The organism is Novosphingobium sp. NBM11 (assembly GCF_015390225.1).
Classification (GTDB): domain Bacteria; phylum Pseudomonadota; class Alphaproteobacteria; order Sphingomonadales; family Sphingomonadaceae; genus Novosphingobium.
Map to the genome: position 1 here is coordinate 3,663,497 of NZ_VUOG01000001.1, position 21,862 is coordinate 3,685,358.

Sequence of the window (21,862 nt, forward strand, 5' to 3'; positions counted from 1 at the left end):
CGGAAGAATATAGAAATGGGTGGTTGATGCCGAGACTGCTTTCCGCGTTCCTTGTCCTTCTTTTGGCGTTGACCGGCGTTCCGGCATTTGCCGGGCCTCCGGTCGTGCTGGCGGCGGCGAGCTTGCAGGAATCGCTGAACGCCGCCGCCGATGCCTGGGCGCGCAAGGGGCATGAGCGCCCGGTGATCTCGTTTGCGGGATCGTCAGCGCTTGCCCGGCAGATCGAGGCGGGCGCGCCGGCCGACCTGTTCATTTCCGCCGACGAGGAATGGATGGACCATGTTTCCGCGCGCGGACTGGTGCGCAAGGGCACGCGGGCGACGTTCCTTACCAACCGGCTGGTGCTGGTCTCGCCACCCGCCAGCCGCGCCGCGTTGGTGATCGGACCGCGCTTTCCGCTGGCGCGGGCGCTGGGCAGCGCCGGGCGGCTGGCCATGGCCGATCCCGATGCCGTGCCGGCGGGGCGCTATGGCCGGGAGGCGCTGACCCGGCTGGGTGTGTGGCCAAGCGTGCAGGCGCGCGTGGCCAGGGCCGAAAACGTGCGCGCCGCCATGGCGCTGGTGGAACGCGGCGCGGCGCCGCTGGGTGTGGTCTATGCCACCGATGCGCGTGCCAGCACCGGGGTGCGCATTGCCGGCTGGTTCCCCGCGAACAGCCATACGCCGATTGCCTACCCGATCGCGCAATTGAACGGTTCGCGCGCGCCCGATGCTGCCGGGTTCGAACGCTTCCTGCTGTCGCGCGAAGGCAAGGCGATCTTCGCGCGGTTCGGTTTCGGCACGCGGTAAGGCACTTCATGCTGTCGGCGGAAGAATGGGAGATCGTGCTGCTGTCGCTGAAAGTCAGCGTGGCGGGTGTCGGGCTCATGCTGCCGCTGGCGTTCGCGCTTGCCTGGCTGCTGGCCCGCGTGCGGTTTCCGGGCAAGGTGCTGGTCGATGCGCTGATCCACCTGCCGCTGGTGGTGCCGCCGGTGGTGACGGGCTGGCTGCTGCTGATCGCCTTTGGCGGGAATGGTCCGATCGGAAGCTGGCTGGATCGCGCGTTCGGCATCACGTTGATGTTCCGCTGGACCGGCGCGGCGCTGGCGGCCGCGATCATGGCGCTGCCGCTGATGGTGCGGGCGATGCGGCTCTCGCTGGAAGCGGTCGACACGCGGCTGGAAAACGCGGCGCGCACGCTTGGTGCGGGGCCGTGGCGCGCGTTCCTGACGATCACTTTTCCGCTATCGCTGCCGGGTATTCTGGCCGGTGCCGTGCTTGGCTTCGCGCGGTCGATCGGCGAGTTCGGCGCGACGATCACGTTCGTGTCCAACATCCCTGGCGAAACGCGCACGCTGCCGCTGGCGATTTATTCGGCGCTGCAGATGCCCGATGGCGATGCGATGGTGGCACGGCTGGCGGGCATATCCGTGGCGCTCTCGCTGGTGGCGCTGGTCGCGTCCGAACTGCTGGCGCGGCGTTTCGGTGCGCGCGGAGGCGGGCATGTCCTTTAACGGGCCTCCCGGCGATGCCCCTGCGTTCGATGTGGACGCGTTCGATGTGGACGCGTTCGATGTGGACGTGGCGATCCGGCGCGGGAACCGGCTGATCGAGGCGCGTTTCACCAGCACAGCCGGATTGACGGCCTTGTTCGGACCATCCGGAGCCGGCAAGACCACCGTGCTGGATGCACTCGCCGGATTGCTGCGGCCCGAACGCGGGCATTTCACGATCGCGGGCAAGACGCTGTTCGATGCCGGGCAGGGCATCGATCTTCCGCCCGAACAGCGCGCTTGCGGGTACGTTTTCCAGCAAGCGCGCCTGTTTCCGCATCGGCGCGTGCGCGATAATCTGCTCTACGGCGAACGGCTGGCGCCGGCCGACCGGCGGTTCATGACGCTGCAGGAGGCGAGCGCCTTTCTGGGTATCGGCCATCTGCTCGATCGCTGGCCGCGCACGCTGTCCGGGGGCGAGGCGCAGCGCGTGGCCATCGGACGGGCGCTGTTGGCCGGTCCGCGCTTCCTGTTGCTGGATGAGCCGCTGGCTTCGCTCGATGCCGAGCGCCGGGACGAGATCATGCAGGTGATCGAACGGCTGCGCGACGAATTGCGGCTGCCGATCCTCTATGTCAGCCACGAGCGTACCGAAATAGACCGGCTGGCCGGCAATGTGGTTCGGCTCTAGGCGATACCGCTTTCAACCAGAGCTTTCAGCACAGCCGGATGAAGCGGGGCGGCAAGCCTGCATCCCGCCAGCGAATCGTTGACCCAGACGACCCGGGCCATGCACGGCGCCAGACCGGGCAAGGTCAGCCACAGCTTGTCGCCCGGGCGCAAGCGCTCCACCGAGGAAAGCCGCGCGCCATCGCAAGACAGGTCAAGCACGATGCCAGGCAAGCGCTGCGTGAAGCGGCGGTATTGCACCGACAGCCGCGTTTCGAGACGGTTTGCCAGGCGCATCTCGCGGCGCCGATGGAGCGATAGGGGGTTACTCATGGGCATATCCCAAAGCCGGCAAAGCATATTGTCGGCTTACCCATTTGATCCAAAAAGGTTTTGTTCATACGAACGCGAAAGGTGAACGAGTCCTTATCGGCGTTCTATTCATCGCGATCGGGCGGAGCGTATCAACGCACGTCCTGTTTGAGGCCAAGATGCGCAGCCAGCACCTTGAGATCGCGTGACACACCTTCGTTGACGAGTTCGGCAAGGCCCGGGGCGACGGAGAGTACCAGGGTATCTCCCTCCACGGTCAGCGTGCTGGCGCTTAGGCCCTGCGGCATGGCGTACGTGAAGCGGCGACACAGGCGCGTGGCAAGGCCCCAGGCCTGCGCCTCGCGCAGCGCTGCCGGCGACAGCAGCGCGGTAAGCGTGGGGGGCAGTTCCATCTTGCCGGCATTGGCGATGATCGCCGCGGCCAGCATCGCGCGTTCCTGCGCCGTGATACCGATCCAGCGCTTGCGCAACGCCCAGTCGCGCGCATGGTCCGCGCGCAGATTGGGTTCGATCCGGGCCGAGGCGAGACTCAGCATGGTGGCGGCAAGGCGGAGCTGTTCGTGCCGACCGCTGCTGCCGGCCGGGCGAGCGCTGGCCGTCCATCCGGCGACCATCGTGCCCGTGCTGGGCGATATGCCCTGATCGTTGATGAAGGCCGAGACGCCAGCCACGAGCGGGTCCTGGGTTCGTACCGCTGTCGGCATGGCTTCCCACAGCACGCCTTCGCGCAGGCCCCACGATGAAAACACCAGCCGCGCGGGTTCCAGCTTTCGCACCAGCACGGCCAGCAGCGCCGCGGTATCGGGCAGGCCGGTAAGCCGTGATCCGGAAACGCCCGCGATGGGAACCGGGCTCAACCCTTTGCGCCGGGCGAGGGTGCGCGCGAATTTCAGCGCGGCTGCGGCGGGAAGCTCGAACCCGTGGGGGTCGTCGATCGGCCATTCGCTGCGGACCATGGCATAGCGCGCGAACGCGCGGAGCGATCCCCCGACGAGGTAAAGCGTGGTGCCGGGCGTGGCGCGCCATTCCGCCCTGTCGAGCGCGTTGCCGATGCGTTTGGCGAACGCCCGGTCACCGTCGGCGCGCAAGGCGGGCAGCCGCAGCGTGCCGAGCGGCATGCTGACGCCGTGCGTGCAGCTACCGCCATCGACATCGACCAGTTCAAGGCTGCCGCCGCCGAGATCGCCGACCACGCCGTGCGCGTCGGGGAACGCGCCGGTAACGCCATGCGCGCTGGTCACCGCTTCTTCTTCGCCCGAAAGCAGGCGGGGAGCAAAGCCGATCGCGCGGACTTCATCCAGAAAAGCAGCGCCGTTGCGGGCGTCCCGCACCGCGGCCGTGGCGACCACGTCGACCGTGCGGACGCCGATCAGGTCCAGCAGCGCGCGATAGCGCCGCAGCGAGACGAGCGCGGCGGTGGAGGCCTTTTCGGAGAGCAGCCCGTTTTCAGCCACGCCCTTGCCCAGGCGAGCGGCCACCTTTTCGTTGTGCAGGATTTCCGGCGCGCGTTGCGGGCCGCCGTAGATCACCAGCCGGACGGTGTTCGATCCGATGTCGATGATCGCGCGCGACGGGCTGCGCGGTCCTGCCCGCTGGCTCTGTCCGGACCTGTCCCTGCTGGCCATCGTGAAATGCGTCAGCCCCGGCTGGCGCCGCCGCGCCGCAACGCGAGCTTGGGCACCTTGCGGCCCTTGGTCAGCGCCGCACCGCGACCGGAGAGGGAGGGGTTGGTCATGAAATAGCGATGCAGGTTAAAGGGAGAGGGGCCACGATCCATCCGGTGGTAGCTTCCATCCGGTTCCAGTTTCCAGCTCTGCTCCGTATCCAGCAGGTTGGCAAGCATGACCTGATCGAGCACCTGATCGTGCACCGTGCTGTTGCGGATCGGCACCAGCACTTCCACGCGCCGATCAAGGTTGCGGCTCATCCCGTCGGCCGAGGAGATGAATACGCGTGCGCGCTTGTTGGGCAGGCGCGCGGCGTTGCCGAAGGCCCAGATCCGGCTGTGTTCGAGGAAGCGGCCGATGATGGACTTGACGTAGATCCGCTCCGATAGGCCGGGAACGCCGGGGCGCAGGCAGCAGATGCCGCGCACGACCAGGCTGATCTCGACGCCGGCCTGGCTGGCGGCATAGAGGCGGTCGATCAGCTTTTCGTCGGTGAGGGAATTGAGCTTTGCCCAGATCGTCGCGTGCTTGCCGGCGCGCGCGAAGGCGATTTCGCGATCGATGTGATCGTACAGCGTGTTGCGCAGCCCGATCGGGGCTATCGCGAGCATTTCGGTGCCCTTCGGCTCGACATAGCCGGTGATGAAGTTGAACAGCCGACCCGCGTCGCGCCCGAACTTGGGGTCGGCGGTGAAGAACGAAAGATCGGTGTAGATCCGCGCGGTGACGGGGTGATAATTGCCCGTCCCGAAGTGGCAGTAGGTGCGGTAGCCATCCCCTTCGCGGCGCACGACCAGCGAGACCTTGGCGTGGGTTTTCCAGTCGACGAAGCCGTAGATGACCTGCACGCCCGCGCGCTCGAGCTGCGAGGCCCACATCAGGTTCTGTTCCTCGTCGAAACGCGCCTTCAGTTCGACGACGGCGGTGACCGACTTGCCCGCTTCGGCTGCCGCGATCAGCGCCGCGATCACGGCGGATTGCTTGCCCGCGCGATAGAGCGTCTGCTTGATCGCCACCACATCGGGATCGGACGCCGCCTGGTGGAGGAAATCGATCACCACCTCGAAGCTTTCGTAGGGGTGGTGGATCACGATGTCCTTCTCGCGGATCGCCGCAAAGCAATCGCCATCGTGTTCGAGAATGCGTTCGGGATAGCGCGGGCTGTAGGGTTCGAATTTCAGGTCCGGCCGGGCTTCGTCGACCACGGCGGAAAGGCCGTTGATGCCGATCACCCCGCGCGACTTGAGAACGAGCGCGTGGTCCAGCCGCAATTGCTGGCGCAGCAGCTGCTCCGCCGCCGGATCGAAATCGTCCTGCAGGTGCAGCATGATCACCTTGCCGCGCCGGCGCCGCTGGATCGCGGTGCGGAAGTAGCGGACGAGATCCTCGGCATCTTCCTCCACTTCGATGTCGCTATCGCGCAGCACGCGGAACACACCATGGCCCTGGATGCGGAAGCCCGGGAACAGGTGCATGGCGTGGCGGCGCACCAGTTCCTCGATCGCGATCCACGCGGCTTCTTCGCCGGGCAGGCGCACGAAGCGGGGCAGGGCGGGTGGAATCAGGATCATCTCGTTGACGTCGGCCCCGTCGGCGATGCGCGTCAACGTGAAGAGAATGCCGGTGCCCTGGTTGGCGATGAACGGAAAGGGGTGTGCCGGATCGATCGCCTGCGGCGTCAGCACCGGGACGACGTGTTCGCGGAAATAGTGCGACAGCCATTCGGCCTCTGCGCGTTCGACCGGTCCTTCGCCCACGAGACGGATGCCCGCCTCACCCAGTTTGCCGGTGAGTTCTGTCAGCACGTCCTGCTGGCTGGAAACGAGTTCGGTGACGGCGGCATAGGCTGCCTGCAACTGCTGCGCCGGAGTCTGTCCGTCGATCGAGACTTCGCCGATCTGCCGGCGTACCTGTCCGGCAAGGCCGGCCACGCGCACCATCATGAACTCATCGAGGTTGCTGCCGGAAATCGACAGGAAGCGCAGCCGTTCCAGCAGCGGATAGTCCATGTTCCGGGCTTCCGCCAGAACCCGCCGGTTAAAGGCGAGCCAGCTTAGCTCGCGATTGAAATAGCGATCGCCGACATGGGTTTCCGTGCCGCTTACGACACGTTTTTCGTCGCTCACCCTGTGCTCCGTGTTGCTGCCCGGATGGACCCCAGCCTGCGCCATGGTGGTGCCGTGTTACGCCTCCATGACGAAATTCTTTCTTAATCCCGCGATTTTCGCAACCGCTGCCGGCAAGGGCGGTTTCGTTTTTCCGGACATTGTCCAATCCACCGGCCCGCGCTCGGTTTGTCGCCAAATACGCGCGTCCTGTCGCCAGTCTATTCTCTACTCAAAAAGTTGAGTTAAGCGTCCAATGGCGGCCCGCAGCGATGATTCCGCCGCGGACCGCCACGGTGGGGAGGAGGCGGTCTTTGCGCATGGGCCGCCTCTTTCCAAGGGAGCCGACGGGGGCTTCGATAGTTTGACTTTAGGAGCACACAGAGAGTCTTTAATGTCTATTGAATTAGTTGAGTATATGCAGCGCACATCAACAGGGAGACAATCATGATCAATCGCCGCCTGTTCCTGTCCGCTGCCGCGGCAATGGCCATGACCGTGTCTGCCTGTTCGGGCGGAGCCGGCGGGAATGGCAATGGCATCGTACTGACGAACGTATCCTATGATCCCACGCGCGAACTCTATCAGGCCATCAATCCGGCCTTCGCTACCTACTGGAAGCAGAAGACCGGCAAGGACGTGACCTTCCGGATGAGCCATGGCGGTTCGGGCAAGCAAGGCCGCGCGATCATCGACGGTCTGGAAGCCGATGTGGCCACCCTGGCGCTCGCCTATGACATCGACCAGATCGCGGCGCGCGCCAAGCTGCTGCCGGCGGACTGGCAGAAGGCGCTGCCTGATAATTCGTCACCCTATACCTCCACGATCGTTTTCCTTGTCCGCAAGGGCAACCCCAAGGGCATCAAGGACTGGAACGATCTTGTCCGCCCCGGCGTGCAGGTGATCACGCCAAACCCCAAGACCGGCGGCGGCGCGCGCTGGAACTTCCTGGCCGCCTGGGCCTATGGCCGCAAGGCGGGCGGCTCCGACGCGGCGGCCGAGGATTATGTCCGCAAGCTGTTCGCCAATGTGCCGGTGCTGGATAGCGGCGCGCGGGGCGCGACGACGACCTTCGTCGAACGCGGCATCGGTGATGTCCTGCTGACCTGGGAAAACGAGGCGCTGCTGGCCGAAAAGGAAATGGGCAAGGGCAAGTTCCAGATCGTCACGCCGTCGCTGTCGATCCTTGCCGAACCGGCCGTCGCGGTAGTGACGGAGAACGCGAAGAAGCACGGTACGCAGGAAGCGGCCGACGCCTATTTGCGCTATCTCTACACGCCCGAAGCGCAGACCGCGATCGCGCATGCCTTCTACCGTCCGCGTGATGCGAAAGTGGCCGAACAGTTCCGGTCGCAGTTCCCCGCGATCCCGATGGTCACCATCGACAAGGACTTCGGTGGATGGGGTGCCGCGCAGAAGCGGTTCTTCGACGATGGCGGCGTTTTCGACCGCATCACGGCCAAGAAGTAAGTCTCCCTTTCCCTTCCGCAATCGAGCAGGCCACTGCAGATGTCCCGAACCCTTTCCCGCGCGAAAAGCTGGCGCCAGCCATCCGTCCTGCCAGGCTTCGGCTTGACGTTCGGGGTGACGCTTGCCTGGCTTACGCTGATCGTGCTGGTGCCGCTGGCATCGATCTTCATCCGTTCGGCTGGCATGGGCTGGAGCGAATTCGTGGCTGTGGGCTTTTCGGACCGGGCGCTGGCAGCTTATCGCGTCAGCTTCGGCACGGCCGCCGCCGCCGGGCTGGTAAACGCGGTTTCGGGTCTGCTCGTCGCCTGGGTACTGGTGCGCTACGCCTTTCCGGGCAAGCGCGTGATCAGCGCGCTGGTCGACCTGCCGTTCGCGCTGCCGACGGCCGTGGCGGGCATCGCGCTGACCGCGCTTTACGCGCCGACCGGCTGGCTCGGGCAGTTCCTTGAGCCGCTGGGCCTCAAGGTGGCCTTTACGCCTGTGGGCATCGTGGTGGCGCTGGTGTTCATCGGCTTGCCTTTCGTGGTGCGCTCGGTCGAGCCGGTGCTCGCCGACCTGGGCCGCGATGTGGAGGAAGCCGCCGCCACGCTGGGGGCAACGCGGTTGCAGACCTTCCGCCGCGTGATCGTGCCCGCGATCGCTCCGGCGCTGCTCACCGGCTTCGCGCTCGCGTTCGCGCGGGGGGTGGGCGAATATGGCTCGGTGATCTTCATCGCCGGCAACATGCCGGGCAAGACCGAGATCGCCCCGCTGCTGATCGTGACGCAACTGGAACAGTATGCCTATGCCGGCGCGACCGCGATCGCCACGGTGATGATGCTGGCCTCGTTCCTGATCCTGCTGGTGATCAACCTCATCCAGGCGGCCAGCCGCAGGAGGATGGGCGCATGAGCCGGCCGCGTTCCACCACCGAAGGCCTCCTGACGCAGATCGTGCTGATCGTGCTGGCGCTGGCGTTCCTGGGCGTGTTCCTGCTGCTGCCGCTGATCGTGGTGTTCAGCGAAGCGCTGAAGCAGGGGCTGGGGCCGTTCCTTGACGCCGTCCATACGCCCGATGCCCTGGCGGCGATCAAGCTGACGCTGCTGATCGCGGCCATCAGCGTGCCGCTGAACATGGTGTTCGGCGTGGCGGCAAGCTGGGCGATCACCAAGTTCCACTTTCCGGGCAAGAGCCTGCTCATCACGCTGATCGACCTGCCGTTCTCGGTGTCTCCGGTCGTGTCCGGCCTGATCTTCGTGTTGCTGTTCGGCGCGCAGGGCTGGTTCGGTCCGTGGTTGGCGGCGCACGACCTCAAGATCATCTTCGCGGTGCCAGGCATCGTGCTGGCCACGGTGTTCATCACGTTCCCGTTCGTGGCGCGCGAACTGATCCCGCTGATGATGGAGCAGGGCAAGGATGACGAGGAAGCCGCCGTCTCGCTCGGCGCAAACGGCTGGCAGGTGTTCCGCCATGTTACGCTGCCGAACATCCGCTGGGGCCTGCTTTATGGCGTGCTGTTGTGCAACGCCCGGGCGATGGGCGAATTCGGCGCGGTCTCGGTGGTTTCCGGCCACATTCGCGGCCTGACCAACACGATGCCGCTGCATGTCGAGATTCTCTACAACGAGTACGATTTCGTCGGCGCCTTCGCGGTCGCCTCGCTGCTGGCGCTGCTCGCGCTGGTCACGCTGGTCGCCAAGACCATTCTCGAATGGCGCTTCGACCTCCACCATACGGGAGCAGGGCATTGATCAGGGTCCAGAACGTTACCAAGCGCTTTGGCGATTTCGCCGCGCTGCACGGCATCGATCTCGAAGTCCGTCCGGGCGAGTTCATCGCGCTGCTTGGGCCTTCGGGATCGGGCAAGACCACGCTGCTGCGGATCATCGCCGGGCTGGAGTTCCAGGACAGCGGACAGGTGCTGTTCAGCGGAGAGGACGTTTCCGACCGCAAGGTGGCTGATCGCCACGTCGGTTTCGTATTCCAGCACTATGCGCTGTTCCGCCACATGACCGTGGCCGACAACGTCGCCTTTGGCCTGACCGTGCGCAAGCGGCGTGACCGTCCTTCGCGCGCGGCCATCGCGGCGCGGGCCGAGGAACTGCTGCGGCTGGTCCAACTCGATGGGCTGGGCGATCGCTATCCGGCGCAGCTTTCCGGTGGCCAGCGCCAGCGTGTGGCGCTGGCGCGCGCGCTGGCGATCGAGCCCAGGCTGCTGCTGCTGGACGAGCCCTTCGGCGCCTTGGACGCAAAGGTCCGCAAGGATCTGCGCCGGTGGCTGCGCGAACTGCACAAGCAGATGGGGTTGACATCGGTCTTCGTCACGCACGACCAGGAAGAGGCGCTGGAACTGGCCGACCGCGTGGTGGTGATGAACAATGGCGTGATCGAGCAGGTCGGCACGCCAGAGGAAATCTACATGCATCCGGCGACGCCGTTCGTCTCGCACTTCGTGGGTGAGACGAACCGCATCCCGGCCGGCCCCGCATCCGGCGGCGCGCGCGATGAAGTCCACTTCCGCCCGCATGACGTCGAAGTGGTGCGCGAAGGCGGCGAGGCGCTGCTGGTGGACAACGTGTTCCGCAAGGGCGGGGCCTGGCGCGTCGAAGGTGCGCTGGCGGAAGGCGGCCTGATCGTCGAAATCGACATCGATGTCGCGCAACCGCGCCCGAACCCCGGCGAAACCGTTCTGATCCGTCCCGTTCGATCCCGTGTTTTCAATGCCAACCCCGAAGGAGCACAGCCATGACTACCTCTCCCGCTGCGCCCCGCACCGAGGCCGAGCGCCTGCTGGAAGAAAGCATCGCCAGCGTTCGCGAAGCCCTTGCCGGGCTGAAGTACGGCAACGTTTCGTTGACCGTGCATGAGGGTCGCGTCGTTCAGATCGACGTGACCGAGAAGAAGCGCCTCAAGCCCAACTGAGGCGCGTTCCCACCTTTCTGCCGTTCAATTCGAATACCGTTCGTTTCGTCACGCCAATAATCTGATCACACCGCCAACCGGACGACTGGAGGCATCGTGATCCTGCAACAAGGATCCTAAGATGTCCCGTGCTCTCCTGCTGGCGGGAGCCGCGCCCTTTGCGCTGCTCGCCGCTCCCGTACTCGCGCAAGAAGCGCCAGCCCCCGCGACGGCTGAGGCCGAAAGCGTTTCCGCATCCGATAGTGAAAGCGCGGGCGGCAACGCCATCATCGTCACGGCGCGCCGCCGCCAGGAAAACGTCCAGACCGTGCCGTTGGCGATCTCGGTGGTCGAAGCCGCCAAGCTCGAAGCGCAGGGCACCTACAACATTGCGCGCCTGACCCAGATACAGCCCACGCTGCAATTCTATTCGCAGAACCCGCGCAACACCTTCATCAACATTCGCGGCATTGGCGCCCCGTTCGGCCTGACCAACGACGGCTTCGAACAGGGCGTGGGCATCTACATCGACGATGTCTATTACAACCGTATTGCCTCGGCGACGCTGGACTTCGTCGATGTGGAGCAGATCGAAACGCTGCGCGGGCCGCAAGGCACGCTCTATGGCAAGAACACCACCGCCGGCGCGATCAACATCACAACGCGACCGCCCAGCTTCGACTTTGAAGGCAAGGCCGAAATCTCGCTCGGCAACCTGAACTTCAAGCAGGGCAAGGCCTCGATCTCCGGCCCGCTGTCCGACAAGCTGGCCGCGCGCATCAGCGTCACCACGACCAGCCGCCGCGGCACGCTGTTCGATACCTACAGCAACACCTGGATTCAGTCGCAGGACAATATCGGCCTGCGCGGATCGCTGCTGTGGAAGCCGACGTCGAGCCTCAACGTCACCCTGTCGGGCGACTGGAACCTGCAGGACCCGATCTGCTGCGCGTTCGCCTATGGCGGCTATGGCCCCACGCAGCGGGCGACGAACCGCCAGTATCCCGCGCTGATCTCGTATTTCCCGGGATACCGGGTGCCCAGCACCAATCCCTATGACCGCCTGACCGACGCCGATGCCGCGCTGTCCGCGCGCAACGAGCACGGCGGCGTTTCGGCCAAGGCGGTGTGGGACATCGATCCCGACAACACGCTGACCTCGATCACGGCGTGGCGCTATTGGGACTGGAGCCCGGCCAACGACCGCGATTACACCGGCCTTGCGGTCTATACCAAGGTCAACAACCCCACCAAGCAGAACCAGTACACGCAGGAATTCCGCTTCAACCACAAGGGCAAGGGCTACGATTTCGTGGTTGGCCTGTTCGGCTTCCACCAGGATATCCGCACCAGCGGCATCCAGCAAACCGGTCCGGCCGCCAGCAAGTGGCTGCTCAACCCCACCAGCGCGCTGTCGAACAACCCGGCGGTGCTGAACAACCTTGTCGCCATCAATGACATCCGGCTGAACAACACCAGCCTTGCCGCCTATGCCAAGCTGAACTGGGACATCACCGACAGCTTCACCGTGTCGCCGGGCTTCCGCGTCAACTACGACAAGAAGGACGGGCTCTATAATTCCGTCGTCACGGGCACGGCATCGGACGGAACGCGGCAGGTGGTCTCGGCGGTCCCTGGATCGCCGTACTACAACGATCCGTGGACGGCGGCGCAGCGCGGCATCCAGGCGTCGCAGTTCTTCGAGCCCAAGTTCAGCGCCTGGAACGTCTCCTACGACGTGAACCTGCGCTACAAGGTGGCCCGGGACATCAACGTCTACGCAACCTACGCGCGTTCGTTCAAGACCGGCGGCATCAACCTGAACGGCGTGCCGGCGGATGCCAACGGCGCACCGATCCAGGCGGCGGCCACGATCAAGCCGGAAAAGGTCGATCACTTCGAAATCGGCTTCAAAAGCCAGTTCTGGGATCGCCGCGCGACGTTCAACGTCACCGGCTTCTGGACCAACATCAAGAACTTCCAGGCCAACGTCAGCAACGGGCAGTTCGGCACGGTGCGCGGTTATCTGGCGAACGCGGACAAGGTGCGCACGCGCGGCGTGGAGGCCGATTTCTCGATCCGCCCGAGCGATCGCTTCTCGGCCTATGTCAACGGCGCCTTTACCGATGCCAAATACGTGAAGTTCTGCGACGCGCCGCCTCCGCCGGAACTTTCCGGGGGCACCAGCACCGGGATCGTCGCGACAGGCAAGTGCAGCTATACCGGCACGATCGCCGCACCGGGTCAGGTGGGCAACAGCCCGCCGTTCGTCGATGCCTCCGGTCAGGTCTTGCCCGGCGTGTCGAAGTGGGCCTTCGCCTGGGGTGCGGAAGTGAACCAGCCGGCCAAGGTGTTCGGCGAAGAAGGGCAGTTCTACATCGGCTACGATGCCAGCTATCGTTCGCGCTGGTCGTCCAATCCCACGCCGTCGATCTACACCTGGGTCAACGGCTATTCGATCCAGAACTTCCGGGGTGGCTTCCGCACCGAAACGCTGGATGCCTTCCTGTGGGTACGCAACGCGTTCGATCGGAACTACATCGACCTGCTGCTGGCCGGAACGGGCGGCAACACCGGGCTGATCGCTGCGCAGGTCGGCGATCCGCGCACGTTTGGCGGAACCATCCGTCTGAAGTTCTGATCCTTTGCGCGGGGCAGGCCGGCGTTTCCATCCAGGTCCGCCGGCTTGCCCCCAGCGTCTCAGTTATTGCCGTCGATAAAATCGCCGAGCGCGCCCAGGACCGAGCCTTCGCCACGGTTCTGGCCGCCACGGCTGCCCGAAGCCGCCAGCATCCGCCCGGCTAGTCGGGCGAAGGGCAGGGACTGGATCCAGACCTTTCCCGGCCCGGTCAGCCGCGCGAAGAACAGGCCTTCGCCGCCGAACAGCACGCTGCGCACGCCGCCCGCCGTCACCAGATCGAAATCGACGCCCTGCGTGTAGGCGGCAAGGCAGCCGGTATCGACATGGAGCTGTTCGCCTGGGCCGAGTTCGCGCTCGACCAGCGTGCCGCCCATCTGCACGAAGACCCAGCCGTCGCCGTCCAGCTTCTGCATGATGAAGCCTTCGCCGCCGAACAGGCCGGTCATGACCCGGCGCTGAAAGGCCACGCCGATCGACACGCCGCGCGCGGCGGCGAGAAAGCTGTCCTTCTGGCAGATCAGCGTGCCGCCCACGTCGGACAGCTTGATCGGCAGGATCGAACCCGGCGTGGGGGAAGCGAAGGCGACGCGCGCCTTGCCTTGGCCGTTGTGCGTGAACACGGTGGTGAACAGGCTCTCGCCGGTGACCAGCCGCTTGCCTGCGCCCAGCAGCTTGCCCATGAAGCCGCCGTCACCGCCGCCGCTGCCATCGCCGAACACCGTGGTCATGCCGATCGCGGCGTCCTTCCACACGAAGGCGCCGGCTTCGGCGACGGCGCTTTCGCCGGGGTCCAGCTCGATTTCCAGGAACTGCAGTTCCTGCCCCTTGATCTCGAAATCGATGTCGTCGGCCACGCTGGAGTTGCGGGCGTGGTGCCACGGGCTGTTTGCCATGGGAGCCTCCTTGCCAAGAAAGCGCGAAGATAGCCGCTGAACCGGGATGGTACAGTGACGAATTGCCCTGTCGGCGATCAGGCCGGTGGCGTTGGCGCTTCGGCCGCGGCCAGCGCAAAGGCCGCCGTTTCCTCCAGCGGCGGTGCAAGATGGAAGCCCTGGCCGAACGTGCAGCCCATGCTTTGCAGCATCCGGTCCTGTTCCGAGGATTCGATGCCTTCGGCCACCACGGTCAGGCCCAGCTTGCCGGCCAGATCGAGAATGGTCTGGATGATGTCGCGGCTCTTGGGATCGTCGATCGACGCGGTGAAGGAACGGTCGATCTTGAGCGAATCGAACGGCAGGTTCTTGAGGTAGCTGAGCGAGGAATAGCCGGTGCCGAAATCGTCCAGACTGGTCTGCACGCCCCAGGCGCGGATTTCCTCCAGCACGGCGCGCGTGCGCGCGGCATCGATGATGGCCACGCCTTCGGTCACTTCCAGCTTGAGGCAGCGTGGTGGCAATCCGCTGTCCGCGATCGCGCGGCGCACGCTCTGCGTGAAATCCGGCTGGAGGAACTGCTGCGGGGCGATGTTGACGCTGACGAACGGGCGATTGTGCGCGGGCAACAGCCGGTGCAGCCGGGCGAGCGCGGTGCAGGCCTGCCGCATCACCCAGTCGCCGATGAACACGATCAGGCCGCTGGCTTCCGCCGCCGGGATGAAGGCATCGGGTGACAGGGTGCCCCGGGTGGGGTGTGCCCAGCGGATCAAGGCTTCGAAGCCGAGCAGATACGGGGTATCGCCAAGGCAGAAGATCGGCTGGTAGAACAGCAGGAACTGGTTCTCGCGGATCGCTTCCCGCAACTCACGCTCCAGCGCCATGCGGCGGCGGACATCGCTGCCGAGCGCATCGGTGAACGTGACGATCCGGTCCCGTCTGGCGCCCTTGGCTTCGTACATCGCGAGATCGGCGTCGCGGCGGATCTGCTCGATCGAGGTATAGTCGCCGCCGCCGTGGGCGATGCCGATCGATGCTCCCACCGCTACCAGCTCCCCATCGATCGGCATCGGTTCGCGCAGCGCGACCAGCAGACGATTCGCGAGAAATTCGGGCAGGCGCCGGTCCGTCAGCATGTCGAGGAGCATGACGAACTCGTCGCCGCCCACCCGCGCCAGAGTGATGCGGGGGGAGGGACCAGGCCATCCGGTCTTGCCGCGCAGCCCGGCGACGACGCGGTTGAAGCGCCGGGCCACCTCGATCAGCAGCGCATCGCCGGCGAGGTGGCCGTGCTTGTCGTTCACCGCCTTGAAGCCATCCAGATCGATGACCATCATCGCCAGATCCTTCCCCGACCGCTGGAGCCGGGCGAAGGCGGCGCGCGCGCGCTCGTCCAGCAGCACGCGGTTGGGAAGACCCGTCATCGCGTCGTGCCGTGCCTCGTGCAGCAACGCCGTCCGGGCGCGCTCACGTTCCACCACGCGCGCCAGCTGCGTGCTGGCCTGGGTCACGGTCAGCAGGATGTTGTCCTTGTCCACCAGCGGGCGGCGCGAAAAGAACTCCATCACGGCTACCAGTTCTTCGCCGACCAGCACGGGAAAGGCGCAGGCCGATTGCAGGCCGGATTCAAGCGCCAGATCGCGGCGCGGAAACCACCTGTCCTCCACCATCTGGTCGATCCAGTGCGGATGCCGGTCGCGCAGCACCCTCCCGGGCAGGTCTTCCCCGTCTTGCAGGATTTGGCGCCGCGAAGCGTCCATGATCGGGCGGAACCGGTCGAGTTCGGCGGCATAGGTGATGCGGGCCTGCCGGCGCGCCTTGCCTTCAAGATCGATGCGATAGGCGTGGCCCACGTCCCAGTTCATGTGGGCGCAGATTTCCGCCAGCGCGATGCCCAGCGCGGCCTTGAAGTCGCTCGACTGGTTGGAAGCGTCGGTAATCCGCTGGAGCAGCGCCAGGCGAACCTGGTTTTCGTAGAGATCGCGCCAGCTCCGTTCGGCTACCGCCTCGGCTTCGATCCGCGCCTTGCGTTCGCGTTCGAGCAGGTGGCGCAGGCTATCGATCCGCTCATCCGCCCTTTCGCCTGCTGCGCCCGTTTCCTGCACGGGAAAGACCATGTGTTTCATGATGCCGGGCAGATCCGGACAGGCTCGGCCACGATCGCCAGATCCGGCAATGAGGTGGGAAGGAGAACGGTCATGAAGGCCTCGCGGGCTGAACAGGTGTCTCCGATGTCTGGCAGGCAAAGCCATCGATCCGGTGAAACGCAAGGGACGGGCGGTCCCGTACAGGCCGTTAACCTTGCGGCAGCGGTGTTCTTCGCTGGCGCGGATCGAACGGCTGCTGTTATGGCGCGCGCATGGCGACAACCGCTTCCTCCCCGTTATCGACGCCCCAACGCCTGCTGGCCGCCGCGGAACGGATCGTCGTGCAAGAGGGTGTCCATGCCCTGACCGTGCGCGGCATTGCCGATGCGGCGGGAGTCAACTCCGCGCTGGTGCGCTATCATTTCGGCGATGTGGACGGGCTGTTGCGCGATCTGGCGCTGCGCAACGCGGCGCGGATCGCCGATGCCCGAACCGGCATGCTGGATGCGCTGGAGCGGGAACGGAAGGCCGCTTTCCCCGCCGTCGTCGATGCGCTGGTCGTGCCCCTGTTCGCCTCTGCCGCGATGACTCCCGGTTTCCGCGCGATCGTGGTGCTGGACGAGATGTTCTCGCGCGCGGCGGGCAGCATTCACGAGCAGATATGGAGCCTGTTCGCCGAAGGTGTCGATCGCGTCACAAGGATGCTGTCCGCGTGCCAGCCCGAGGTCGATGCGGTGGCTCTCGCCTGGCGTATCCGCTTCGTCACCGCCGCCGCGCTGGATATTCCGCCGCGCGATGACGATCGCTCCCCGCAAGGGGAAAGACGCTCTGCCTATGGCGATGACGGGGATGGCGAGCGGCTGGAACGGTTCCGCTGCTTCGCCCGCGATGCGCTGAACCTATCCCGCTGAACGCTAACCTAGGCGCTGGAAGCGCTGGTGTTCGGGGCGACGGTTGCGGTCCCGGAAAAGAAGAAATGGACATATCTGCGCGACCAGCGTTCATGCGCGACCCTATCCCCGTTCTCTTCGGCGCGCGTGACGCGCGCATGGCCGACGAGTCCTTCCAGCCAGAATTCGGCGGCCGCTGCCGGATCGGGAATATGGATCAGGCCGGTGGCATTCGCTTGGTGGATCAACGCTTCGATGGCGACCAGCGAATGGCGGTAGATCGCGTTGCGGATTTCGCCGCATTCGCCGTCACCTTCCTGATCCATCCAGTCGATCAGGCGTTCTTGCAGAATGCCATCGGGGGAAAGCAGCAGCGATAGTACTTCGGTGCTGCGCGCGATGAACGCCTCCATCGGCGGAAGACCCGCACCCATAGCCGTGATATGGGCGTGCTGGGCTTCGATGCGATGGCGCAAGAGTGCGCCCATCAGTTCCCGCTTGTTGGCAAAGCGGGAATAGATCGTGGCCTTGCCGATATGAGCATGGCGGGCAACGCGATCGAAGGTGAAGCCTTCAAAGCCCTCGGCCAGCAGGACGTCCCAGCTTGCCTCCAGAATCCGGCCGACGATCTGCTCTGCTTCCGCCGCGGATGGACGACCACGGCGCACGGCGCGGCTTTCGGTGCCTTCATCCGCACAAGTGACGATCAGGTCAGTCGGCCTATCTGACTGTTCAGTGGCGGACGGCTTGCTGCCTTGCGAGCGCTTCGGCGACGTCATACTGGTGCATACCGATGTCGCACGGGGTTTTTTCCGCCGCTCGGTCTGCCGCTGCGCGGTGAACGGGGCAGGACATTACCAGCCCCTCTTGATAGGCCTGCCAGAATCGGCGGCCAAAATCCGAAATCCAGTCCATCCGTCCCAAATCCTCGCCTTGATGGCGTTATGGGTACGGAGAGTGCCTTAGATTTGCGGCGAGTCAAGACGGTATAAACGGAACGAAAACGGCTCATTTCGGCGCTTCCTCCATCGCCTGCGCAGTCCAGCCAAGGCCCAGTGCCTTTTCCACGGCGACAAAATCGGTGGTCAGCTCGGCGCGTGCCGAGATCGCCGCCATTTCAGCCTGGACGGCTTGACGCTCGGCGGTCAGCGCATCGCTGCGGGAAGCGGTGCCTCCCTGCACGCGCTGTACCTGGAGCTCGTGCGCCCGTGCGGCCTGCGCCTGGCTGTCGAGGGCCTTGCCATAGGCGATACGCTGACCGCCGAAGCGCGTCAGCGAATTTTCCGCGTCCTGCAGGGCTTTCAGGACCGTACCGCGGAACTGCGCCTCCGCTTCGGCATAAGCCCCCTTGGCCGAACGGATCTGCGCGTTCACGCGGGCCGCCGTCGAACAGCGACCATTTGATCTGCGGCAGCGCGAGGCCGATGAGGCTCGACGTCTTGAACACGTCGGCAAAGTTCTGCCCGCCTGTGCCGAGCAGGCCGGTGAAGCTGATCTTCGGATATTTGTCCGCCACCCTGGCGCCGACGTCGGCATTGGCGGCGGCAAGCTGGCGTTCGGCCATGCGGATGTCCGGGCGGTTGCGCAGCAAGAGCGCCGGATCGCCCACGGCGACGTCGGCCGGCGGTAGCGGCACCGCGTTCGGAGCGGACAGTAGCGCGTCCAAGGCTCCCGGCTCGCGCCCGGCAAGAACGGCGATCTGATCGATCAGCACGACGACGTCGGCCCGCGTCTTCGCGCGATCCGCCTCGGTTTGCGCGAGTTGAGCCCGAGCCTGCGCCAGCGGCTGTTCCGGTGCAGTGCCGCCCGCCAGCCGTTGCCGGGCCAGGGAGACGAGGTCGCTGTCGATTGCTGCCTGCCGATCCGTCAGTGCCAGCACGGCCTGCTTGGCGCGCAGCGAAACGTAGGCGCGCGCGATTTCCGCCGAAAGAGTCACACGGGCGTCGGCAAGGCCCGCTTCGGCGGCCTCGGCGCGGGCGGAAGCCGCCTCGATCTTGCGTCGCGTGCCGCCGAACAGGTCGATTTCCCACGATGTGTCGAAGCCTGGTGCATAGGCGTGGAACTCCTCGCGTCCCGAATTGCCCAGAATGCTGCCGGGAAGGTTCACATAGGGCACGGCGAACGAAACGCTGGCGGTGGGCAGCAGCGCCGTCTTGTTGGCCTCAAGCCCCGCGCGTGCCTGCGCGATGCGGGCGTTCGCGGCTTGCACGTCGGGCGCGTTCGTCAGCGCGGTTTCGATAACCTGGTCGAGCACGGGATCTCCCAGCGCCTGCCACCAGCGGGCGGTGGGCGCGGCGGTGCTGGTTCCGGCGTCCGCGCGCAGGAAACTGCCGCGCGTGGCAGCGGTATCCGCCACGTTCGGCGCGCCATGGTAGTCTGGCCCGACCGTGGCGCAGCCGCTGACGAGCAGGACCCCGGAAGCGAGCAGGGGAGCGAGGAGAGTTCGGGGGATCGGTCGCATCAGTGCATGGCCGCCATGTTGCGTCCCTTGGGAAGAGGGCGCAGGAAAAGGACGAGCGGGGTCACACGAGAATGCCCGCCACAAGGAACATGAAATCGTCGTTGAACGCCATCACCATGGCTTCGCGCAGCACCGTGTTGTCGATCTGGCGTATTGCGGCGGCAAGGCCGTCCGGACCGCCGCCGAACGTGGCGGAGGTGCTGGAAACCCAGTCCTGCACGGCAAGATCGTTGTTGCCGAGAGCGGAATTCAGCGTCCAGTGATGATAGTCGAGCCGGCGCTCCTGGACGGTCGCCAGCAAGGCAAGCCCGATCGAACCGCCCAGATTGCGCGCGGCGTTGAACAGGCCCGAGGCATCGCCGGCTTCGTCGGGGCGCACCGCCGCGATCGCCGCCTGGTTGAGGAACATCATGCTGAGGACCTGACCCAGTCCGCGAAGGAGCTGGGAATCGACGAAGTCCGAACCCGTGGAGTCCGCGGTCAGCGATGTGTCGATGTAGCACGATGCCATCATCAGCAGCAGGCCGGTGGCGACGATCAGCCGCAGGTCGAACCGGCTGAGCAGGATCGGGAACAGCGGCATCATCATCATGGCGGGAATGCCCGAGATGAACACGACTTGCCCGGCCTGCATCGCGTTGTAGCCGGCGATGGCGGCCAGGAACTGCGGGATCACGTAAGCGGTGCCGTACAGCACCACGCCCAGGATCAGCGCGAGGACGAAGACTGCCGCGAACGTGCGGTTGCGCAGCAGGGCCAGCTTGATCACGGGGCGGCGCGCGTACAGCTGTCCCAGTCCGATCAGCACGAACCCCAGCACGGTGACGGCGGTCAACTGCCAGATCAGCGTGGATTCGAACCACTGTTCGCGATTGCCTTCCTCCAGCACCACGGTCAGCCCGCCGAGGCCGAGCGCCAGGCCCGCGATCCCCAGCCAGTCCGCCTCGATCAGTTCGTCCAGCTTGGGCTTCTGGTCGGCAAGGCCGACGAGCAGCAGCACCATCAGCGCCAGGCAGACCGGAACGTTGATGAAAAAGGCATAGTGCCAGCTGAAGTTCTCGGTCAGCCAGCCACCCGCCAGTGGCCGAGAACAGGGCCGAGGATGACCGTGGAACCGAACAGCGACGTGCCGATGGGTTGCTGTGACGGAGGCAGACGTGTGGCGATGATGGTCATGGCCGTGGGAATCATCGCGCCGCCGGTAAAGCCTTGCCCGATGCGGCCGATGATCATGCCGGTCAGCGTCGTCGACGTGCCGCACATGATCGAGAAGCCGGTGAACAGGACCGAGGCGATCAGCAGGAACCGGCGCAGGCCGAACACGCGCTCCAGCCAGGCCGTCAGCGGAATGATGACGATTTCGGCGACGAGATAGGCCGTCGAAATCCAGGTGCCTTCGCTGGCGGAGGCCCCGATCTCGCCCTGGATGGTGGGAAGCGAGGCGTTGACGATCGAGATGTCGAGCGTGGCCATCAGCGAGCCGAGCGCGCCGGCGGCTACGCCCAGCCAGGCGGTAAGGTCCGCGCGTTCGCGGGCCGGCGGCGGCGCGGGCGGCTGCCCAGCCTGTTCCGCGGGAAGGGTGGCTGCGCTCATGGCCGCTTCGGAGCCTGTTCCTGCTCGCGGCGGATGGATTCGATGGCTCCCTTCGCGGCGGTCGTATCGACCTGGACCGTCAGCGACAGCCCGGGAACCAGGACCCGCTTCGATTCCGGCCCGGAATTGATGCGGATGCGTACCGGCACGCGCTGAACGATCTTGGTGAAGTTGCCGGTCGCGTTCTGCGGCGGGATCAGCGAGAAGTTGGCGCCGGTGCCCGGCGTGATGCTGTCCACCACGCCATGGAACGCCACATCGGGCAGGGCATCGACTTTCACGGTCACCGGCTGGCCTGGCCGCATCAACCCGATCTGGGTTTCCTTGAAGTTCGCTTCCACATAGATTGCGTCGACCGGCACCACCGTCAGCAGGCGCTGACCGGGCTGGACGTACTGGCCGAGCCGGGACCGATGAATTGCCGATGCGGCCGGCAATAGGGGCGATGATGCGCGTCGTGGCCATGTCGTTGTTGGCGGCCTGGCGCTGGGCGAGGGCGGCTTCGATCTGGGCGGCGGACTGGTTCGCCTGCGCCTCGATGGTACGAACCTTGTCACGCGCCGCGGCAAGCGCGGCCTGCTTGGAGGCAAGATCGGACGCTGCCTGATCGCGGCTCGAGACGAACTGATCCAGCGTCTGCTTCGGTTCCGCGCCGCTGGCGACAAGCGGACGGAAACGGGCGACTTCGCCATTGAGATAGGCAAGCTGGCGCCTGGCGGCGTC

General features: G+C 65.6%; 18 protein-coding genes and 3 pseudogenes. 10 read left to right on the forward strand and 11 right to left on the reverse strand.

Translation table 11 applies throughout. The features are described from left to right. The first annotated feature begins 26 nt into the window (after positions 1 to 26). Genes modA through F1640_RS17720 form a run of 3 tightly spaced genes read left to right on the forward strand, consistent with a single transcriptional unit; the run spans position 27 to position 2,162 of the window. Positions 27 to 788, forward strand: coding sequence for a molybdate ABC transporter substrate-binding protein (gene modA / locus F1640_RS17710; RefSeq protein ID WP_194920440.1), 762 nt, complete (start codon positions 27 to 29; stop codon positions 786 to 788). Positions 789 to 796: 8 nt separating this feature from the next. Continuing rightward, positions 797 to 1,492, forward strand: coding sequence for a molybdate ABC transporter permease subunit (modB, locus tag F1640_RS17715; RefSeq protein WP_194920441.1), 696 nt, complete (start codon positions 797 to 799; stop codon positions 1,490 to 1,492). Continuing rightward, complete coding sequence (locus F1640_RS17720) at positions 1,482 to 2,162, forward strand: ATP-binding cassette domain-containing protein (protein ID WP_194920443.1); 681 nt, start codon at positions 1,482 to 1,484, stop codon at positions 2,160 to 2,162. Before modB ends, F1640_RS17720 begins: the two co-directional genes overlap by 11 nt. On the opposite strand, the gene F1640_RS17725 is transcribed toward F1640_RS17720, so the two are convergent. The 3 genes from F1640_RS17725 to F1640_RS17735 form a co-directional block, all read right to left on the reverse strand. Further along, positions 2,159 to 2,473 (reverse strand): PilZ domain-containing protein, encoded by a 315-nt coding sequence (locus tag F1640_RS17725; RefSeq protein WP_255530401.1) that lies wholly within the window; start codon positions 2,471 to 2,473, stop codon positions 2,159 to 2,161. The genes F1640_RS17720 and F1640_RS17725 overlap by 4 nt on opposite strands. 131 nt (positions 2,474 to 2,604) lie before the next feature. Further along, the gene (locus F1640_RS17730; protein WP_194920447.1) at positions 2,605 to 4,098 is read right to left on the reverse strand and encodes a Ppx/GppA family phosphatase; all 1,494 of its coding nucleotides are present in this window, start codon (positions 4,096 to 4,098) and stop codon (positions 2,605 to 2,607) included. A gap of 11 nt (positions 4,099 to 4,109) precedes the next feature. After that, positions 4,110 to 6,266 carry an RNA degradosome polyphosphate kinase gene (locus F1640_RS17735; protein ID WP_309229297.1) on the reverse strand — a complete coding sequence of 719 codons (2,157 nt, stop codon included), beginning with the start codon at positions 6,264 to 6,266 and terminating at the stop codon, positions 4,110 to 4,112. Positions 6,267 to 6,692: 426 nt separating this feature from the next. On the opposite strand from F1640_RS17735, the gene F1640_RS17740 reads away from it, so the two are divergent. The 6 genes from F1640_RS17740 to F1640_RS17765 all read left to right on the forward strand — a co-directional run bounded on the left by F1640_RS17740 (position 6,693) and on the right by F1640_RS17765 (position 13,236). Further along, positions 6,693 to 7,715 carry a sulfate ABC transporter substrate-binding protein gene (locus F1640_RS17740; protein ID WP_292964132.1) on the forward strand — a complete coding sequence of 341 codons (1,023 nt, stop codon included), beginning with the start codon at positions 6,693 to 6,695 and terminating at the stop codon, positions 7,713 to 7,715. A gap of 39 nt (positions 7,716 to 7,754) precedes the next feature. After that, entirely contained in the window at positions 7,755 to 8,606 is an 852-nt protein-coding gene (gene cysT / locus F1640_RS17745; protein ID WP_124808846.1) for a sulfate ABC transporter permease subunit CysT, read from the forward strand. Then, positions 8,603 to 9,445: a sulfate ABC transporter permease subunit CysW gene (gene cysW, locus F1640_RS17750; RefSeq protein ID WP_194920450.1), complete on the forward strand. Its 843-nt coding sequence runs from the start codon at positions 8,603 to 8,605 to the stop codon at positions 9,443 to 9,445. The genes cysT and cysW overlap by 4 nt, the downstream gene beginning before the upstream one ends. Continuing rightward, positions 9,442 to 10,443, forward strand: coding sequence for a sulfate/molybdate ABC transporter ATP-binding protein (locus F1640_RS17755; protein ID WP_223806553.1), 1,002 nt, complete (start codon positions 9,442 to 9,444; stop codon positions 10,441 to 10,443). The genes cysW and F1640_RS17755 overlap by 4 nt, the downstream gene beginning before the upstream one ends. After that, on the forward strand, positions 10,440 to 10,616 hold the full coding sequence (locus F1640_RS17760) for a YezD family protein (protein ID WP_194920452.1): 177 nt from the start codon (positions 10,440 to 10,442) through the stop codon (positions 10,614 to 10,616). Before F1640_RS17755 ends, F1640_RS17760 begins: the two co-directional genes overlap by 4 nt. Positions 10,617 to 10,737: 121 nt before the next feature. Then, on the forward strand, positions 10,738 to 13,236 hold the full coding sequence (locus tag F1640_RS17765) for a TonB-dependent receptor (protein WP_194920454.1): 2,499 nt from the start codon (positions 10,738 to 10,740) through the stop codon (positions 13,234 to 13,236). A gap of 59 nt (positions 13,237 to 13,295) precedes the next feature. On the opposite strand, the gene F1640_RS17770 is transcribed toward F1640_RS17765, so the two are convergent. Beyond that, positions 13,296 to 14,129 (reverse strand): TIGR00266 family protein, encoded by an 834-nt coding sequence (locus F1640_RS17770; RefSeq protein WP_194920456.1) that lies wholly within the window; start codon positions 14,127 to 14,129, stop codon positions 13,296 to 13,298. 77 nt (positions 14,130 to 14,206) lie between these two features. Continuing rightward, positions 14,207 to 16,234 (reverse strand): bifunctional diguanylate cyclase/phosphodiesterase, encoded by a 2,028-nt coding sequence (locus tag F1640_RS17775; protein ID WP_194920458.1) that lies wholly within the window; start codon positions 16,232 to 16,234, stop codon positions 14,207 to 14,209. A 233-nt stretch (positions 16,235 to 16,467) separates the two neighbouring features. Between F1640_RS17775 and F1640_RS17780 the strand changes: the two genes are divergently transcribed. Beyond that, a complete protein-coding gene (locus F1640_RS17780) occupies positions 16,468 to 17,106 on the forward strand; it encodes a TetR/AcrR family transcriptional regulator (protein ID WP_194920460.1) in 639 nt (212 codons plus the stop codon). Positions 17,107 to 17,114: 8 nt separating this feature from the next. On the opposite strand, the gene F1640_RS17785 is transcribed toward F1640_RS17780, so the two are convergent. The 6 genes and pseudogenes from F1640_RS17785 to F1640_RS25420 form a co-directional block, all read right to left on the reverse strand. Then, positions 17,115 to 17,753 carry a TetR/AcrR family transcriptional regulator gene (locus tag F1640_RS17785; RefSeq protein ID WP_125955459.1) on the reverse strand — a complete coding sequence of 213 codons (639 nt, stop codon included), beginning with the start codon at positions 17,751 to 17,753 and terminating at the stop codon, positions 17,115 to 17,117. 64 nt (positions 17,754 to 17,817) lie between these two features. Further along, entirely contained in the window at positions 17,818 to 18,000 is a 183-nt protein-coding gene (locus tag F1640_RS17790; protein WP_194920462.1) for a hypothetical protein, read from the reverse strand. Between the two features lie 231 nt (positions 18,001 to 18,231). Then, positions 18,232 to 18,621, reverse strand: a pseudogene (locus F1640_RS26065) (hypothetical protein); the annotation flags it as partial. Next, positions 18,515 to 19,546: pseudogene (locus F1640_RS17795) on the reverse strand (efflux transporter outer membrane subunit); the annotation flags it as partial. The pseudogenes F1640_RS17795 and F1640_RS26065, both read right to left, overlap by 107 nt. Beyond that, positions 19,546 to 21,139, reverse strand: a pseudogene (locus F1640_RS17800) (MDR family MFS transporter). The pseudogenes F1640_RS17800 and F1640_RS17795, both read right to left, overlap by 1 nt. Beyond that, the gene (locus tag F1640_RS25420) at positions 21,136 to 21,576 is read right to left on the reverse strand and encodes an HlyD family efflux transporter periplasmic adaptor subunit (protein ID WP_255530605.1); all 441 of its coding nucleotides are present in this window, start codon (positions 21,574 to 21,576) and stop codon (positions 21,136 to 21,138) included. The pseudogene F1640_RS17800 and the gene F1640_RS25420 overlap by 4 nt, the downstream one beginning before the upstream one ends. Positions 21,577 to 21,862: the final 286 nt, after the last annotated feature.